Raw genomic sequence first — 17,701 nt, 5'->3', positions numbered from 1 at the left:
CAATCTCGGGGCAGCAGCGATCCTCATGTTGTTCGCACCGGTTCCAACTGTTAGAACGCCGCTCTCAGGGCTTCGCCATGGCACTTCGTCTCATCTTGCTCCGTCATACCGGATTCACGGCCGGAGCACTGGCGCGCGGGGTGGTCGCTGCGGCTATTGCGGTGAGCCTCAGCTGGGGCGGGGTGCTCTACGCCGCCAACCAGAGCGTCCAGGGCGCCAAGAAAACCGAAGATGCGGGCTTCGATGGCGACGCCCCCACCGCGATCCTGATCGAGGCCTCCAGCGGCAGCGTGCTGTTCGAGAAGAACGCCGATGAGCTGCGCGCGCCCTCCAGCATGATGAAGCTCGTGACCGCGGAAGTCGTGTTCAACGCGATCAAGAAGGGCGACGTCAAGCTGACCGATGAATACCGGATCAGCGAGAACGCCTGGCGCAAGGGCGGCGCGCCCTCCGGCGGCTCGACCATGTTTGCGGCCATCAACAGCAAGGTCTCGGTCGACGACCTCCTGCATGGCGCGATCATCCAGAGCGGCAACGATGCCTGCATCGCGCTCGCCGAAGGCATCGCCGGCAATGAGCGGATCTTTGCATCCGATTTCATGACCAAGCGTGCCCGCGAGCTCGGCATGACCAAATCGACCTTCGCCAACTCCAACGGCTTGCCCGACCCCGGCAACAAGATGACGGTGCGCGAGCTCGGCATGCTCGCCCGGCACATCATTCTGGACTTCCCCGAATTCTACAAACTGTTCGGTGAGAAGGAGTTCACCTGGAACAAGATCCGTCAGCCCAACCGCAATCCGCTGCTCAATTCGATGGAAGGCGCCGACGGACTGAAGACCGGCTACACCAAGGAAGGCGGCTACGGCATGGTCGGCTCGGCCGTGCAGAACGGCACGCGGCTGATCGTCGTCGTCAACGGGCTTGAGGACATCGAGGATCGCGCCACCGAAGCCAAGAAGATGCTGGAATGGGGCTTTCGCAATTTCGAGACCCGAACGCTGATCGCGGCCGACCAGCCCGTCGGCTATGCCAAGGTGTTTGGCGGCGAGAGCCGCTCGGTGAAGCTCGTTGCAAAAGAGCCGGTGAAGGTGATGGTGCACAAGAGCGGCGGCGACAAGCTGATCGCGCGCGTCGTCTATAGCGGCCCGGTGCGCGCGCCCGTCGAGGCCGGCCAGCGGGTCGGCGTGGTGCGGGTCTGGCGCAGCGGCAATATCGCGGTGGAGACGCCGGTCTATGCGGCCGAGGCGATCGGCACCGGCTCGACCATGCGGCGTGCGATCGACGGCGCGAGCGAGCTCGTGATCGGCATGTTCCGCGCAGGCGCCGAGAAGCTCTGATCATGAGTGAGAGCACGGGACAGCGGCCGTCCGGACGCGGACGTTTCATCACCTTTGAAGGTGGCGAGGGGACGGGTAAGTCGACCCAGATCAAGAAGCTCGCCGACCGCCTCGGTGCGGCGAGGCTCCGCACCCTCGTCACGCGCGAGCCCGGTGGCTCGCCGGGCGCCGAGATCATGCGCCATCTGGTGCTGTCGGGCATGGGCAAGCTGCTCGGTCCCGAGGCCGAGACACTGCTGTTTGCCGCCGCGCGCGACGATCACGTCCGCACCGTGATCGAGCCTGCGCTCAAGCAGGGCGTCTGGGTGCTGTGCGACCGCTTCGCCGACTCGACGCGGGCCTATCAAGGCAGCCTCGGCCACGTGCCCGCCGGTTTGATCAACGCCATGGAGCGGGTCACGATCGGCGATCTCAAGCCGGACCTCACCATCATTCTCGACCTGCCGGTCGAGATCGGCTTGGCACGCGCGGCGGAGCGGCGTGGCAGCGGCACGCCCGACAGGTTCGAGGGCGAGAAGCTCGCGTTCCATCAGGGCCTGCGCGAGGCCTATCGCAAGATTGCCGCGGATGATCCCGGACGCTGCGTGCTGATCGACGCCAATTCCGATCCTGATACGGTTGCCGGACGCGTCTGGACCGCGCTGCGCGACCGTCTCCTGCCGACGCCCGCATCGGTGATCTCAGCATGAGCCCGCGTCAGGTCGAGCGTGAATCCGCTATTCCGCATCCACGGGAGACAAGCCTTCTGTTCGGCCATCGCGAGGCCGAGACCGCGCTGCTCACCGCCTACCGCAGCGGGCGCATTCCGCACGCCTGGCTGATCGGCGGGCCGCAGGGCATCGGCAAGGCGACGCTGGCCTATCGCATGGCGCGCTTCGTGCTCGCTCACGGCCAGCCGCTGGCGCCCGCCGTGCAGGGTGCCGAGGACCTCGCGATCGATCCTGATGACACTGTGGCGCGGCAGGTGGCGGCAAGCTCGCATGGCGGGTTGCTGACGCTGGAGCGTACCGCCAACGACCGCGGCGTGATGCGTACCGTGATCACGGTGGACGAGACACGCGAGACGATCTCGTTCTTCGGCTCCACGGCAGCGGCCGAAGGCTGGCGCGTCTGCATCGTCGATACCGTCGATGAGCTCAATCCCAACGCGGCGAATGCGCTGCTGAAGATCCTCGAGGAACCGCCGCAGCAATCGCTTTTCCTGTTGGTCAGCCACGCGCCCGCGCGCGTGCTCGCCACGATCCAGTCGCGTTGCCGCAAGCTGCGCTTGCGTTCGCTCACGACCGACGAGGTGATCGCCGCAGCCGCCACGGCCGCCGACCTCGCGCCGACCGATCTGGCGCTGCGCGAGGCGGCGGAGGCCTCCGAAGGCAGCGTTGCGCGGGCACTGACCCTGCTCGGCGGCGATGCGCTCAAACTGCAGCAGCGCACGGCGGCACTGCTGGCACGTCTGCCGCAAGTCGATCCGCGCGAATTGCACACGCTCGGCGAATCCCTTGGTACGAGCGACCGCGTCGCGCTTGCGGCCTTCATCGACGGTATCGATCGTTGGATCGCGGAGCGCCTCCATTCCGACGAGGCCAATGCCAACCAGAACCTGCCGCGCCTTGCGCGCCTAGCTGAGGTATGGGAAAAGATCGTCCGCGCCGCGCGCGACACCGAAACCTACAATCTGGAGCGAAAGCCCTTGGTTTTCTCGGTGTTCGGCTGGCTGGCGGACGCAACGCGCTAGGCGCAATTGGTTTCCAAATTTCGAGAAGTCGGCAAAGGAATTCGTGGTGGCAGCGCGAGCTAAGAAAACCGTCAAGGGCAAGAGCGGCAAGAAGGCTGCGAAGAAGGCTGTGAAGGCGCTCGCGCGCAAAGCTGCCAAGAAGGTCAAGAAGACCAAGAAGGCGGCCGCCAAGAGAGGCGTGAAGAAGAGCGCGGCCAAGACAGCGAAGAAGGGCGGCAAGAAAGCTTCGAAGAAGCAGGTCGTCGCCAAGAAAGCCGCGACAAAGAAGGCTGCCAAAGTTTCCACGAAGAAGGCTCCGGCGAAGAAGGCGGCCAAGAAGGCGAGGGTGACCGCGCCCGCCGTGATCGCCGCGTCGGCTCCTGTCGCTACGCCGCCAAAGGCCGTGAAGCCCAAGGTCTCGAAACCCAAGGCGCCGCCTGCGCCGAAACCGGTCGCTGCCCCGAAGCCGGCTGCGCCCGTAGCGGCGCCCGCGCGCGACAACGTCTTCTACATCTCGACAGCGATCGCCTATCCGAACGGCAACCCGCATATCGGTCACGCCTATGAGGCGATCTCGGCCGACGTGCTGGCACGTTTCGCGCGGCTCGACGGCAAGGACGTGTTCTTCCTGACCGGCACGGACGAGCACGGCCAGAAGATGGTTCAGACCGCGCAGAACGAGGGACTGACCCCGTCTGCGCTCGCAACTCGTAACGCCGACCGTTTCAGGGAGATGGACCAGCGCCTGAACGTGTCGTTCGACCGTTTCATCCGCACGACTGAGGAACAGCACCACCGCTCGAGCCAGGAGATCTGGCGGCGCATGGAAGCGAACGGCGACATCTATCTCGACAGCTATTCCGGCTGGTACTCGGTGCGAGACGAGGCCTACTACGCCGAGGACGAGACACGCCTGAACGACGACGGCGTCCGCCTGGGTCCGCAGGGCACGCCGGTCGAATGGGTGGAGGAGAAGAGCTATTTCTTCCGCCTGTCGACCTATCAGGACAAGCTTCTGAAGCTCTACGGGGAGCACCCGGAGTTCATCGGTCCGGACGCGCGCCGGAACGAGGTCGTCAGCTTCGTCAAGGGCGGCCTGCGCGACCTCTCGATCTCGCGCACCACCTTCGACTGGGGCGTGAAAGTGCCCGGCGCTGAAGATCATGTGATGTATGTGTGGGTCGACGCGCTGACCAACTACATCACCGGTGTCGGCTTCCCCGACGAGAGCGACACGAACTGGCGCTATTGGCCGGCGGACGTGCATATCATCGGCAAGGACATCATCCGCTTCCACGCGGTGTACTGGCCGGCATTCCTGATGTCGGCGGGCATCTCGCTGCCGAAGCGGGTCTATGCCCATGGCTTCCTGTTCAACAGGGGCGAGAAGATGTCGAAGTCGGTCGGCAATGTCGTCGATCCCTTCAACCTCGCCGACCAGTATGGCGTCGACCAGATGCGCTATTTCTTCCTGCGCGAGGTCTCTTACGGCCAGGACGGCAACTACAATCACGAGGCCATCGTCGCGCGCATCAACGCCGATCTCGCCAACGATCTCGGCAACCTCGCGCAGCGCTCGCTGTCGATGATTGCAAAACAGCTCGGCGGCGTGCTGCCCGAGCCCGGCGCGTTCAGCGACAGCGACAAGGCGATTTTGGCGATGGCCGACGGCATGATCGCCGCATCGCGTGAGGCCATGGCGACGCAGCAGATCCATCACTGGCTCAATGCCGTGTGGGCCGTGGTTGCCGAGGCCAACCGCTATTTCGCGGGCGAGGCGCCGTGGGCGCTGGCCAAGACCGACCCGGCACGCCAGAAGACGGTGCTCTATGTCACCGCCGAAGTCGTGCGCCAGATCGCGATCCTGGCCCAGCCGGCGATGCCGACCGCATCAGGCTTGCTGCTCGACAGCCTCGGCATCCCCGCGGGCGAGCGCAATTTTGCGATGCTCGGTGGCGACAAGCGGATCGCTGCTGGTTCGACGTTGCCAGCGCCGACGCCGGCGTTCCCGCGCTACATCGAGCCGGCGGCCTGAGGCGTTCGAACGATGCTGGTCGACAGTCACTGCCACCTGGATTTTCCGGACTTTGCGGAGGATCTCGACGGGATCGTGTCGCGTGCCCGCGCGGCCGGGATTGGCCGCATGGTCACGATCTCGACGCGGGTGCGAAAGCTCGATCAGCTTCTCGCCATCGCCGGGCGTTACGACGACGTCTATTGCTCGGTCGGCACTCATCCGCACAATGCGGATGAGGAAGACGGCATTTCGCCGGATGAGTTGATCGCGCTGACGCAGCATCCGAAGGTGGTTGCGCTCGGCGAAGCCGGGCTCGACTATTTCTACGACGACGGCTCGCCGGAGGCGCAGGCGAGGGGCTTTCGTGCTCACATTGCCGCGGCCCGCGCCACCGGCCTGCCGCTGGTGATCCACACCCGCGAGGCGGACGAGGATTGCGCACGCATCCTGGAAGAGGAGGCGGCCCGCGGATCGTTTCGTGCCGTGCTGCACTGTTACACCGGCGGGCGCGAGCTGGCGCTGAAGGCGGTGTCGCTCGGGCTCTATATCGGCTTCACGGGCATCCTGACCTTCAAGAAGTCGGATGCCTTGCGCGCGCTCGCGGCCGAACTGCCGTCTGACCGTATTCTGGTTGAAACAGATTCGCCTTATCTTGCGCCGGGCAAGTTCCGGGGCAAACGCAACGAGCCGGCCTATGTGGTCGAGGTCGCCAAGGTGCTGGCCGAGACGCGCGGCGTGTCGCTCGATGAGATCTCACGCCAGACCAGCGAAAACTTCTTCCGCCTGTTCTCCAAGGTGAAAGCTTGAGGTTCCGAACCGTATGACGCTGACGCTGACGATCCTGGGCTCCGGCTCCTCCGCCGGCGTGCCGCGCCCGGCCCTCGGCTGGGGCGCCTGCGACCCCAACAATCCCAAGAACCGCCGCCGCCGCTGCTCGCTGCTGGTCGAACAGACCTCCAACCACGGCACTACGCGTATCGTGATCGACACCTCGCCGGACCTGCGCGAGCAGTTGATCTCGACTGATGTCGACCACATCGACGCGGTGTTCCTGACGCACGAGCATGCCGACCAGACCCACGGCATGGACGATCTGCGCTCTGTCGTGATCCACATGCGCAAGCGCATTCCGGTCTATTTCAACCAGTCGACCGCCAAGGACATCATGGCGCGGTTCTCCTATTGCTTCATCTCGCCGGAGGGCAGCGACTATCCGCCGATCCTCAACCGGCATTCGATCGAGGCAGGCGGGAGCCAGACCATCAGCGGCAAAGGCGGGGACGTGACCATGACCGCCTTCCTGGTCCAGCATGGCAACATTCCCGCGCTTGGCTATCGCATCGGCAATGCTGCCTACACGCCCGACCTCAACGACATCCCGCCCGAGAGTTTTGGCGCCCTGGAAAACCTCGATCTCTGGATCGTCGATGGACTGCGCTACACCCCGCATGTGAGCCATTTCAGCATCAACGACGCGCTGTCCTGGATCGAGCGCTTCAAGCCGAAGCGTGCCGTCATCACCAACATGACGGCCGACGTCGATTACGAGGTGATCCGGCAGAAGCTGCCTGCGGGCGTGGTGCCGGCCTACGACGGCTTGCGGCTGGAGACGCACTGACCTTTACCAGGCGTAGCGGACGACGGCCTTGCCGGTATAGGCGCGCACCAGGCTCGAAACCTCGCTGTCGAAGTTCGCGCTCGCCGACCAGCCGTTCATGCCACGCAGCTCGAGGGCTACGCCAGTCAGCGCCGAGTTTGGCGCAAGCGCCGTGGTTCCGATCATAAAGCCTTGTCCGGATCCTTGTCCGGACCCCTGGCCGGAGATCGCCTGAAACACCGCAGGCATCGACTGTGTCGCGCTGAAATCATGCGCCCAGGCCAGACGTCCTCGCAGATCGAACAGGCCGCCAGCGAGCACGAGCGACGTGCTCGTGCGCAGGCCGAGCTCGCTGCGGCCGTCGGTGAAGCTGTTGCTGTTGCCGGAGGGCGCCGCGGACGGATCGGCTGCGTAAGCCGGCTGGCCGGCGCTGGTGGCGAGCCGGAACATGGTGACCTGCCCAGCGGCATAAGGCGTGATGCCGAGCCATGGCGTTGCAATCCGGTAGCCGCTCTCGATACGGCCCGAATAGGCGTTGGCGTTGACGGCCGGGGAGAGCAGGTTGCTGCCGGCCGGCGTGACCTGATGATCGCTGGTGATGGCCTGCCAGCCATAGGCAATCGCGGTCGCGACATAGGCCGCGCCGATGGAGTGCCTGACGAAGGTGCCGGCCTGGAACAGGTCGGAGCGGCCGCTGGAAAAATTATTGGCAAAACCGGTGCCGCCGCCGGCAAGCGCAATGCCCATCCGCGTCTGCGGTGAGAGCGAATAGTCGGCGCCGACAGCGGTGGCGAAGCTGCGAGCCGACGAGCCGTTGCCATCGGTCGCGGTCTGCGAGCCGCCGAAGCCCGCAGCCCAGATGCTCCAGTGCGGAGCCGCGAGCGATGGTTTGCCGTAGATGGCCTCATAGGCTTCGCGCCCGATGCCGCCATGCGTACGGTCGTTGCCGAGATCGGCATAGGCCGAGAGCTCCGAGTCGAACTCGGGCCGCCTGATGCCGCGCCCGTCGATGGCTGGATCGAGCAGGGTCTGCGTGAATTGCGTCATCGCCAGGAATGTGGCCTGCGCCGTCTCGGTCTGCGACGAAGTGGCGGAGCCGCCGCCAAACGCCTGCCGCATGCCGAACCTGCCTTCGCCAGCGAGACCGGGAGGCTCGGCGTTCCAGCCATAGTTCGGCTGCATCCCCGGGCCGCCACCGTTTCCACTGGCGTTGCCGTAGGGCACGCCGCCAAAACCCGATCCCTGCGGCGGGGGACCGAACATCGGGCCACCCATGCCGCCGAAATTATTGCCACCAACATTATTGCCGCCGCCGAAGCCGCCGCCCGGCGCGTTCGAACCGGGATAGCCAAGATTCTCGGAGCCTGCGAAAGCGCCGTACTCACGCATGACCTGCGCATCCGCCGCGCGCGGCAGCAGCAATCCGGCCGTCAACAGCAGCAGCGCCAGACGCGCACGCACGTCTGTGCTCACGACACCAACCGCATGAAGCGCCCCAACCGCACCGGTCGCCGGCCGCGCCGCCCGCGCGGCGAATCAGATGGAAACAGCGAATCCGACGGGAGCGAAACGTAAATGCGTCTCTAACGTTTTCCAATCTTTTCCTGTGATGTCCTGATGTCGTCGAACATTCACAATCGTTTCGGGACGACGCGCGATCGTTACGATCCGTGTTTCCAAATGTGTCTGAGACCGGAACGCACTCAGGCTGTAATCGCCTTGGCCGAGCCGACCTCGTTGCGCAGCAGGAATTTCTGGATCTTGCCCGTGGACGTCTTCGGGATCGGCCCGAACACGACGGCCTTCGGAGTCTTGAAGCCGCTCATATGCGTGCGACAGAAGGCGATGATGTCGGCCTCGCTCGCGCTCGCGCCGTCCTTCAACTCGACGAAGGCGCAGGGCACTTCGCCCCATTTCGGATCGGGCTTTGCCACCACGGCAGCGAACAGCACGGCCGGGTGCTTGTAGAGGATGTCCTCGACCTCCACGGACGAAATGTTCTCGCCGCCGGAGATGATGATGTCCTTGGAGCGATCCTTGATGGTGACGTAGCCGTGCTCGTCGAGCACGCCGAGATCGCCGGTGTGAAACCAGCCGCCCTCGAAGGCTTCCTTCGTCGCCTTCTCGTTCTTGAGGTAGCCCTTCATCACGATGTTGCCGCGGAACATGACCTCGCCGATGGTCTCGCCGTCGCGCGGCACCTCCTGCATGGTCTGCGGATTGATGACCGTGACCCCTTCCTCGAGCGGGTAGGGCACGCCCTGCCGCCGCTTCATCCGCGCCCGCTCGGGTGCTGGAAGCTCGTCCCAGCCGGGCTGCTCGGCGCAGACGGAGGCGGGGCCGTAGACTTCGGTCAGGCCATAGACATGCGTGAGCTTGATACCGATGCTTTCGGCGCCTTCGAGCACGGCGACCGGCGGCGCAGCGCCGGCGATCAGGCCGACGACCCGGCGGGCGGCACTGCCGGTTGAAGTTTCCTTGGGCGCATCGGGCGCATTGATCAGCGTGTTGTAGACGATCGGCGCGCCGCACATGTGGGTGACGCCGTGCTGCCTGATCAGCTCGAAGATTTTGGTCGGCTCGACCTTGCGCAGGCAGACATTGATGCCGGCGGCCGCCGCAAGGGTCCAGGGAAAGCACCAGCCGTTGCAGTGGAACATCGGCAGCGTCCAGAGATAGACCGGATGCTGGCCGAGTTGGCCCGCGAGGATGTTGCTGACGGCGTTCAGATAGGCGCCGCGATGATGGGTGACGACGCCCTTGGGATTGCCAGTGGTGCCCGAGGTGTAGCTCAGCGCGATCGCGTCCCACTCATCCTTCGGCGGGATCATCGCGAAGTTTGGATCACCTTGTGCGACGGCGGTCTCATATTCGATCTCGCCGATGCGCTTGCCGCCTTTGAAAGCGGCATCGTCGACGTCGACCACGAACGGCTTTGGCCCGCTCATCTGCGCCAGCGCATCGGTGATCACGCCGGAAAATTCGGGATCGACCAGAACGATTTTTGCGCCGCCATGGTCGAGCTGGAACGCGATCGAGGGCGCATCGAGGCGGATGTTGAGCGCATTGAGCACGGCACCCGTCATGGGCACCGCGAAGTGCGCCTCGTTCATCGCCGGAATGTTCGGCAGCATCGCGGCAACGGTGTCGCCAACGCCGATGCCCTTGCCGGCGAGCCAGGACGCAAAGCGCTTGCAGCGCTCATGCGTCTGAGCCCACGTGAAGCTGCGGCCCTCATAGACCGTGCTGACGTGAACCGGATACACCGCGGCGCTGCGTGCAAGGAAGCTCAACGGCGACAGCGGCACGTAATTGGCGGGGGTCTTGTCGAGGCCGATATTGTACTGGTTCTGCCGATCGCTCATCGACACCCTCCTTGACGCCGCGCGGTTTACAGGAATCCGATCGAGATCCAGGGGAAGACCGCGACGATGATCAATCCCACCAGCAGCGCCAGCAGATAGCCCCAGATCGGCCTGATGCCCTCGGCCGGATCGACGCGTCCGATGGCGCAGGCGGCATAATAGCCGACGCCGAACGGCGGGGCGAATAGCCCGATACCCATCGCCAGGATGATGATCATGGCGTAGTGCACCTCGTGCACGCCGACGAGCCGCGCGATCGGAAACATCAGCGGTCCGAACAGCACAATGGCGGGAATGCCCTCCAGCACGCTGCCGAGGACCACGAAGGCCAGGATCGAGACGGCGATGAAGGTGGCGGAGCCGCCCGGCAGGCCGGTCATGGACGCCGCCAGCGCGCGCGAGAAGCCGGATTGGGTCAGGCCCCAGGCCATGCCGGTCGCAGTCCCGATGATCAGCAGGATGGCGCCGGACAGGCACGCGGTCTCGATCAGCATCGGCAACAGCCTCCGCCAGTTGAACTGGCGGTAGATCAGAAGCCCGATCACCAGCGCATAGACGATGCCGATGGTCGAGACTTCGGTCGCAGTCGCGATGCCTTCGACCACGGCGTAGCGGATCACAAAGGGCAGGGCCAGGGCAGGGATGGAGACCACGAACGCGCGTGCAATCTCGCCCGACGTTGCACGGGTGACGTGGCTGAGATCCTCGCCGCGATAGCGCCACCACACCAGCCCCGACAGCGTCAGCGCCAGCACGACGCCGGGCAGCAGGCCGCCGGTGAACAGGGCCGAGATCGACACGCCCGTGACCGAGCCGATGGTGATCAGCACCAGGCTCGGCGGGATGGTTTCAGTCTGGGCGCCGGTGGCCGCGAGCAGGGCGACGAGATCGCCCGGCTTGGCGCCGCGCTGCTTCATTTCCGGAAACAGCACGGGCGCAACGGCGGCCATGTCGGCCGCCTTGGCCCCCGAGATGCCGGAAACGAGATACATCGCGCCGACCAGCACGTAGTGCAGACCGCCGCGGACATGGCCGAGCAGGCTCGCCAGGAACGCCACCATGGCCCGCGCCATGCCGGTCATTTCGATCAACAGGCCCAGAAACACGAACAGCGGCACCGAGAGCAGGATGAGATGGCTCATGCCCTCGTCCATCCGCCCGACCAGCACTATCATCGGCGTCCGCGTGGTCAGCGCCAGATAACCGAAGATCGCCAGCCCAAAGGCGAACGCGATCGGCACGCCCGCGAACACGCAGAAGCCGACCACGCCGACGAAGAAGATGATGAGATTGATGTTGCCGAGCGGCTTGAGCAGCGGCTGCGCGAACCAGAACAGCGCGATCAGGATGACGACCGTCGCAGCCGCCGCCAACAGCGTCTTGAGATCGCCGACGCGGACGAGCCGCAGCAGCGCAAACAGCACCATCAGGCAGATGCCGACGGGCAATGCCGCTGCGCGCCAGGTATTTGAAATCTGAAGCGCCGGCGTGGTGATGAAACTCTCTTCGTAGGCGTATTCATAGGCCGGATGCACGATCAGCAGCAGGAACGCCAGCGCCGCGCAGGTCGCAACCACGTCGAGATAGGCCCAGAGCCCCGGCCCGGCGCTCGCAACCAATGCCGTCATCCGCATGTGCTCGCTGCGGCGGAATGCGACCGCCGAGCCCAGCATCGCCAGCCACAGGAACAGCATCGAGGCCAGCTCGTCCGACCACACCAGCGGTGCATGCAGCACGTAGCGCGAGACCACGCCGGCAAACAGGATCACGACCTCGGCGACGACCAGGATCGCCGCCGGGATCTCGACCAGCCATTTCAAGGCATGCTCGATGGAGCCGAGCACAGGCCGGCGGCGAGGGGGTGTTGCCACCTCGCCGGCCACGGCTGGCGTCATGTCGACATGAGCCATGGCAAGGCCCCTGTTGCTTCTTACGCGTTACGACAGCTTGCCGACGGACTTTTCGAGCAGATCCCAGGCCTTGTCGCCGTACTTGCCCTTCCACTCATTGTAGAAGCCGGCGGCGCGCAGCTTGTCGCGGAACGGCCCGACCTCGGGTTGGTTGAACGTGAGGCCTTTGCCCGCCAGCTCCTGCCTGACGCTGATATTGAGCTTCTCGGTGTCCTCGCGCTCCTTCACGGCGGCCGCGTTGACGTTCTTGGCAACGATGGTCTTGATGTCGTCCGGCAGCGCCGCCCAGGCGCGACGGTTCATCAGGAACCAGAAGCCGTCCCACATGTGATTGGTCAGCGAGCAGTACTTCTGGACCTCGTAGAGCTTCGCCGTCGAGATCAGCGCCAGCGGGTTCTCCTGGCCCTCGACGATCTTGGTCTGCAGCGCCGAATAGACCTCGGCGAAATTGATCGAGGCGGGCGATGCATCGAACGCCTTGAACATCGAGGTCCACAGCGGCGACACCGGCACGCGGATCTTGAAGCCTTTGAAGTCGTCCGGGCCGTTGATCGGCTTGGTCGAGGACGTGGTCTGGCGGAAGCCGTTGTCCCAGATCTTGTCCATGACCTCGAGGCCGGCCTTGTTGATCTCGCCGCGCACATAGGCGCCGAGATCGCCGTCCATGGCCTTCCAGACCGTGGGATAATCCGGGAACGCAAAGCCGATGCCGTTGATCGAGGCCGCCGGCACCAGGGTCGCCAGGATCAGGCCGGACAACGTGAAGAACTCGACGCCGCCGGAGCGCACCTGGCTCAGCATGTCGGTGTCGGAGCCGAGCTGGCTGTTCGGGAAGATCTGCAGGTCGAACCGGCCGTTGGTCTCGGTCTTGATGGCTGCGGCCATCTCACGGGCGCGTGCGACGAACGGATGCGACTCCGGCAGGTTGTTGGCAAACTTGTAGGAGAACTCGGCGGCCTGGGCACGGGCGACGTAAGGCGCGCTGACGCCGCCAAAGACGGCGGTCGCGGCGGAGGCCTTGAGAAGCGTGCGGCGGGAAAAACTCATGGGTCTGCTTCCTCGGAAGTTTGTTCTTGTTGTGAGACGCAAACCTATACGGACGTCTGGTCAGCAGTCATCTGCGATCTCGCGAAGCTCGCTTATTGCAGCCGGACAAGGTCGCGGCAATATCGGCTTTCAGACGAGGTCGCTGATGCGTCCGATGGGTGGATCGATGCTCAGGCCATAGCGACGAGAAAGCCGCATCAGTGAAGCTGCAATGGCAGGAATTAGGGCCAAATGTCTGATCTAATTGAATATAAATATATTCCATAATATACCTTATGCGAATTACGGATATGGACATGCGGATCACACCAGCCAAATCTGGGGCACCTTGGACAGCCCCGCTCCCGGCTCAGATACCACTCTCATGAGCCGCGCTACGAAACATCGCAGCGCGGATTCGTGCGATCGAAGCTTGCTCGCGTGACGGCAGTTGGATCGGATTGTTGCCGCGGGCTCCAGGTCACTCGCTCACGCCGTAGAACGTCATCTGGTAATCGTGGAACAGCGCGTTGCGGCGTTCGGCGGTCGTGCCGAGATACGGCGAGGCGCTGGTCGCGCTGGTCGATGTCTCGCCGAATGACATGTAGGTGCCGTTGTTGGAACGGCTGGTCTGTGGCCAGGCCGGCAAGCCCTCGCCGTTCGGGTCGCCCGTCTTGACGAAATTGGCCCACATCGAGGAGGCTTGGTCGGCCAGCTCGAAGTCATAGGGGGCCCATTGGCGTTGACCGGGCTCGTTGCGAAGCGAGTTGAAGGTGTACCAGAGGTCGGACGAATGCCACGCGCCATAGAACTCGCGATCGCGTCCGGGCGTCGGATGATCGAAGTAAAAGACGTAGACCTTGCTGGCGGGGTTTCTTGCCGCGAGAACGGAGCCCGCGATCCGGTTTTGCTCGAGCAGCAGGTCGGCCTGGGCCTTGAGGTGCTGACGGTAGGCGTCGCGTTCGGTCGATGCAGGATATAGCTTCTCGAATGAATATTTGGCGTAGAGCTGCTCGCCGAGCAGCTTTTTCCAATAGGCATGGAAGGCCGGGATCTCCATGACCTTGTCCGGCGCGCCGTCCAGCGCGGTTCGCTCGTCGGCGACTGTGCCGACGATGACGTCAACGCCGTTGAGGGCGCCCTCCTTCGTAAGGTCCACCGAGTCCGTGGTCAGGACGTGACCGTCGATGACCGCGTACATGTTGCTGGTCACGCCGTACATGGCATCGATCTTTGCCGGATCCTTGTAGAACTCTTCGGCCGGCAGCTTTCTGAGATCGTCGAGGCTTTTGCCGGGAAATGTCTTCTCGAAGACCGGGCCCGCCGCAGCCACCTTGTCCGCAAGCGTCACGTAGTTCGGCTTGCCCGGCTGCGCCATCACGGTCGGGCTGGAGTGCATGATCGCTCGCTGGAACAGGCCCTTGGCGAGCGGCGTCGACAGAACGCTTCTGACATTGCGCGATCCCGCCGATTGCCCCGCAATGGTCACGTTGCCCGGGTCACCGCCGAACGCGCCGATGTTCTTCCGCACCCATTTCAGCGCTTCCACGGCGTCGAGGATCGCAAAGTTTCCGGCGCCCTCCTCCTTCATTCCGGGCAAGGCGAGGAAGCCCATGATGTTCAGGCGATAGGCCGCCGAGACGACGATGATGCCCTTGGCGGCGAGCTTGGCCGCGTTGAACTCGACCTCGGAATTGTTGCCGTGGCGGTTGCCGCCGCCGTGGTAGTACACCATCACCGGGAGCGAGCCGTTGGCGGGCTTCGCGGGAGCCCAGATGTTCAGGTAAAGGCAGTCTTCGCTGTCTTTGGGATCCTTCGCCGGGTCCCAATAATATTCATTGAAGTAGAACGTCCCCGGCGGATTGGCGCTGGCGAGCTGATAGCACCGGTTCGGCCATGCGCTGCTGTCCTTGACGCCCGACCAAGGCACCACGGGCTGAGGTGCCCTCCAGCGGTTGGCGCCCAACGGCGGCGCTGCGAACGGCACCGCCTTGTAGACGGACACTCCGGCAACGTCGGACGCAACACCGCGGATCTGGCCGCCCTCCACTGCGATGGCGGCATCTGGCGCCTGGGCCGTGGCGGCCGAAACGGTCAGCCCTGCCAACGCGACAACGGAAAGCATCCTGCTGAGCTTCATGGTTTCCTCCGCGCGGCCATCGGTCGTGGCCGTTGGCTCTCTTGTTGATTTGCGGACTACATTGGACGAGCGCGGCCCCGAGCACTAATGCCGTATCGGAATGATTTGAGAACAAAACGGTATGTCCGAGGACCTGCGTCAGCGCGCATTGGCGGGTGGCGCGAATCTTCGACGACGTCATCATGTGCTCGCCCTGCTCCGCCGAGAACCAATCCTTCACCATGGCTTGCGGGTTCGATTGAGAGCAGGGAACCCGAGAGGTAAAATCGGCTTCAGATTTCAGCAAGGGCTGGGACATCCGGGGGCGACGTCCATGAGCGAATTGCGCGCTGCGGCCAGGCAATCCACGGCGAGGACCGGGATCATCGAATTCGAAGGCGCCAGGGGCAACGTGAGCATCCCCTGCACCATCGCTGATGTCTCCGGCACGGGCGCACGGCTGAAGCTCGACTGGTCGCTGGCGTTTCCCAAGGAGGCCACGCTGGTCTTTGCCGACGGCTTATGCGAATTACGGATATGGACATGCGGATCACACCAGCCAAATCTGGGGCACCTTGGACAGCCCCGCTCCCGGCTCAGATACCACTCTCATGAGCCGCGCTACGAAACATCGCAGCGCGGATTCGTGCGATCGAAGCTTGCTCGCGTGACGGCAGTTGGATCGGATTGTTGCCGCGGGCTCCAGGTCACTCGCTCACGCCGTAGAACGTCATCTGGTAATCGTGGAACAGCGCGTTGCGGCGTTCGGCGGTCGTGCCGAGATACGGCGAGGCGCTGGTCGCGCTGGTCGATGTCTCGCCGAATGACATGTAGGTGCCGTTGTTGGAACGGCTGGTCTGTGGCCAGGCCGGCAAGCCCTCGCCGTTCGGGTCGCCCGTCTTGACGAAATTGGCCCACATCGAGGAGGCTTGGTCGGCCAGCTCGAAGTCATAGGGGGCCCATTGGCGTTGACCGGGCTCGTTGCGAAGCGAGTTGAAGGTGTACCAGAGGTCGGACGAATGCCACGCGCCATAGAACTCGCGATCGCGTCCGGGCGTCGGATGATCGAAGTAAAAGACGTAGACCTTGCTGGCGGGGTTTCTTGCCGCGAGAACGGAGCCCGCGATCCGGTTTTGCTCGAGCAGCAGGTCGGCCTGGGCCTTGAGGTGCTGACGGTAGGCGTCGCGTTCGGTCGATGCAGGATATAGCTTCTCGAATGAATATTTGGCGTAGAGCTGCTCGCCGAGCAGCTTTTTCCAATAGGCATGGAAGGCCGGGATCTCCATGACCTTGTCCGGCGCGCCGTCCAGCGCGGTTCGCTCGTCGGCGACTGTGCCGACGATGACGTCAACGCCGTTGAGGGCGCCCTCCTTCGTAAGGTCCACCGAGTCCGTGGTCAGGACGTGACCGTCGATGACCGCGTACATGTTGCTGGTCACGCCGTACATGGCATCGATCTTTGCCGGATCCTTGTAGAACTCTTCGGCCGGCAGCTTTCTGAGATCGTCGAGGCTTTTGCCGGGAAATGTCTTCTCGAAGACCGGGCCCGCCGCAGCCACCTTGTCCGCAAGCGTCACGTAGTTCGGCTTGCCCGGCTGCGCCATCACGGTCGGGCTGGAGTGCATGATCGCTCGCTGGAACAGGCCCTTGGCGAGCGGCGTCGACAGAACGCTTCTGACATTGCGCGATCCCGCCGATTGCCCCGCAATGGTCACGTTGCCCGGGTCACCGCCGAACGCGCCGATGTTCTTCCGCACCCATTTCAGCGCTTCCACGGCGTCGAGGATCGCAAAGTTTCCGGCGCCCTCCTCCTTCATTCCGGGCAAGGCGAGGAAGCCCATGATGTTCAGGCGATAGGCCGCCGAGACGACGATGATGCCCTTGGCGGCGAGCTTGGCCGCGTTGAACTCGACCTCGGAATTGTTGCCGTGGCGGTTGCCGCCGCCGTGGTAGTACACCATCACCGGGAGCGAGCCGTTGGCGGGCTTCGCGGGAGCCCAGATGTTCAGGTAAAGGCAGTCTTCGCTGTCTTTGGGATCCTTCGCCGGGTCCCAATAATATTCATTGAAGTAGAACGTCCCCGGCGGATTGGCGCTGGCGAGCTGATAGCACCGGTTCGGCCATGCGCTGCTGTCCTTGACGCCCGACCAAGGCACCACGGGCTGAGGTGCCCTCCAGCGGTTGGCGCCCAACGGCGGCGCTGCGAACGGCACCGCCTTGTAGACGGACACTCCGGCAACGTCGGACGCAACACCGCGGATCTGGCCGCCCTCCACTGCGATGGCGGCATCTGGCGCCTGGGCCGTGGCGGCCGAAACGGTCAGCCCTGCCAACGCGACAACGGAAAGCATCCTGCTGAGCTTCATGGTTTCCTCCGCGCGGCCATCGGTCGTGGCCGTTGGCTCTCTTGTTGATTTGCGGACTACATTGGACGAGCGCGGCCCCGAGCACTAATGCCGTATCGGAATGATTTGAGAACAAAACGGTATGTCCGAGGACCTGCGTCAGCGCGCATTGGCGGGTGGCGCGAATCTTCGACGACGTCATCATGTGCTCGCCCTGCTCCGCCGAGAACCAATCCTTCACCATGGCTTGCGGGTTCGATTGAGAGCAGGG

The 17,701-nt window shown here is 64.1% G+C and carries 12 protein-coding genes; 6 read left to right on the top strand and 6 right to left on the bottom strand.

The window, feature by feature from the left end; all coding sequences use genetic code 11:
* The first annotated feature begins 77 nt into the window (after positions 1-77).
* The 6 genes from ACLFLU_RS22350 to ACLFLU_RS22325 are packed head-to-tail and all read left to right on the top strand — an operon-like array spanning position 78 to position 6,686.
* Entirely contained in the window at positions 78-1,340 is a 1,263-nt protein-coding gene (locus tag ACLFLU_RS22350; RefSeq protein WP_426407035.1) for a D-alanyl-D-alanine carboxypeptidase family protein, read from the top strand.
* 2 nt (positions 1,341-1,342) lie between these two features.
* A complete protein-coding gene (gene tmk, locus ACLFLU_RS22345; protein ID WP_426407034.1) occupies positions 1,343-2,029 on the top strand; it encodes a dTMP kinase in 687 nt (228 codons plus the stop codon).
* On the top strand, positions 2,026-3,072 hold the full coding sequence (locus tag ACLFLU_RS22340; protein WP_426407033.1) for a DNA polymerase III subunit delta': 1,047 nt from the start codon (positions 2,026-2,028) through the stop codon (positions 3,070-3,072). Before tmk ends, ACLFLU_RS22340 begins: the two co-directional genes overlap by 4 nt.
* Before the next feature lie 46 nt (positions 3,073-3,118).
* On the top strand, positions 3,119-5,086 hold the full coding sequence (metG, locus tag ACLFLU_RS22335) for a methionine--tRNA ligase (RefSeq protein WP_426407032.1): 1,968 nt from the start codon (positions 3,119-3,121) through the stop codon (positions 5,084-5,086).
* A 12-nt stretch (positions 5,087-5,098) separates the two neighbouring features.
* A complete protein-coding gene (locus tag ACLFLU_RS22330) occupies positions 5,099-5,875 on the top strand; it encodes a TatD family hydrolase (protein ID WP_426407031.1) in 777 nt (258 codons plus the stop codon).
* Positions 5,876-5,888: 13 nt separating this feature from the next.
* Entirely contained in the window at positions 5,889-6,686 is a 798-nt protein-coding gene (locus tag ACLFLU_RS22325) for an MBL fold metallo-hydrolase (protein ID WP_426407030.1), read from the top strand.
* A gap of 3 nt (positions 6,687-6,689) precedes the next feature.
* On the opposite strand, the gene ACLFLU_RS22320 is transcribed toward ACLFLU_RS22325, so the two are convergent.
* The 6 genes from ACLFLU_RS22320 to ACLFLU_RS22295 form a co-directional block, all read right to left on the bottom strand.
* Entirely contained in the window at positions 6,690-8,138 is a 1,449-nt protein-coding gene (locus ACLFLU_RS22320) for an autotransporter outer membrane beta-barrel domain-containing protein (RefSeq protein ID WP_426407029.1), read from the bottom strand.
* A gap of 230 nt (positions 8,139-8,368) precedes the next feature.
* On the bottom strand, positions 8,369-10,030 hold the full coding sequence (locus ACLFLU_RS22315) for an acyl-CoA synthetase (RefSeq protein WP_426407028.1): 1,662 nt from the start codon (positions 10,028-10,030) through the stop codon (positions 8,369-8,371).
* 26 nt (positions 10,031-10,056) lie between these two features.
* Positions 10,057-11,940 carry a TRAP transporter large permease subunit gene (locus tag ACLFLU_RS22310; RefSeq protein ID WP_426407027.1) on the bottom strand — a complete coding sequence of 628 codons (1,884 nt, stop codon included), beginning with the start codon at positions 11,938-11,940 and terminating at the stop codon, positions 10,057-10,059.
* A 27-nt stretch (positions 11,941-11,967) separates the two neighbouring features.
* Entirely contained in the window at positions 11,968-12,987 is a 1,020-nt protein-coding gene (locus ACLFLU_RS22305; RefSeq protein WP_426407026.1) for a TRAP transporter substrate-binding protein, read from the bottom strand.
* 460 nt (positions 12,988-13,447) lie between these two features.
* Positions 13,448-15,106: a carboxylesterase/lipase family protein gene (locus ACLFLU_RS22300; RefSeq protein WP_426407025.1), complete on the bottom strand. Its 1,659-nt coding sequence runs from the start codon at positions 15,104-15,106 to the stop codon at positions 13,448-13,450.
* 686 nt (positions 15,107-15,792) lie between these two features.
* Complete coding sequence (locus ACLFLU_RS22295; RefSeq protein ID WP_426407025.1) at positions 15,793-17,451, bottom strand: carboxylesterase/lipase family protein; 1,659 nt, start codon at positions 17,449-17,451, stop codon at positions 15,793-15,795.
* Positions 17,452-17,701 lie beyond the last annotated feature (250 nt).

It is taken from the genome of Bradyrhizobium ganzhouense (assembly GCF_049949285.1).
Taxonomy (GTDB): domain Bacteria; phylum Pseudomonadota; class Alphaproteobacteria; order Rhizobiales; family Xanthobacteraceae; genus Bradyrhizobium; species Bradyrhizobium ganzhouense.
The sequence above is the reverse complement of the archived record's forward strand: the minus strand, read 5'-3'. Positions and strand labels throughout refer to the sequence as shown.

Bases quoted from the DNA above. Each gene is read 5' to 3' on its own strand.
- ACLFLU_RS22350 (WP_426407035.1), top strand. From the start codon at position 78: ATGGCACTTCGTCTCATCTTGCTCCGTCATACCGGATTCACGGCCGGA.
- tmk (WP_426407034.1), top strand. From the start codon at position 1,343: ATGAGTGAGAGCACGGGACAGCGGCCGTCCGGACGCGGACGTTTCATC.
- ACLFLU_RS22340 (WP_426407033.1), top strand. From the start codon at position 2,026: ATGAGCCCGCGTCAGGTCGAGCGTGAATCCGCTATTCCGCATCCACGG.
- ACLFLU_RS22330 (WP_426407031.1), top strand. From the start codon at position 5,099: ATGCTGGTCGACAGTCACTGCCACCTGGATTTTCCGGACTTTGCGGAG.
- ACLFLU_RS22325 (WP_426407030.1), top strand. From the start codon at position 5,889: ATGACGCTGACGCTGACGATCCTGGGCTCCGGCTCCTCCGCCGGCGTG.
- ACLFLU_RS22315 (WP_426407028.1), bottom strand. From the start codon at position 10,030: ATGAGCGATCGGCAGAACCAGTACAATATCGGCCTCGACAAGACCCCC.
- ACLFLU_RS22310 (WP_426407027.1), bottom strand. From the start codon at position 11,940: ATGGCTCATGTCGACATGACGCCAGCCGTGGCCGGCGAGGTGGCAACA.
- ACLFLU_RS22305 (WP_426407026.1), bottom strand. From the start codon at position 12,987: ATGAGTTTTTCCCGCCGCACGCTTCTCAAGGCCTCCGCCGCGACCGCC.
- ACLFLU_RS22300 (WP_426407025.1), bottom strand. From the start codon at position 15,106: ATGAAGCTCAGCAGGATGCTTTCCGTTGTCGCGTTGGCAGGGCTGACC.
- ACLFLU_RS22295 (WP_426407025.1), bottom strand. From the start codon at position 17,451: ATGAAGCTCAGCAGGATGCTTTCCGTTGTCGCGTTGGCAGGGCTGACC.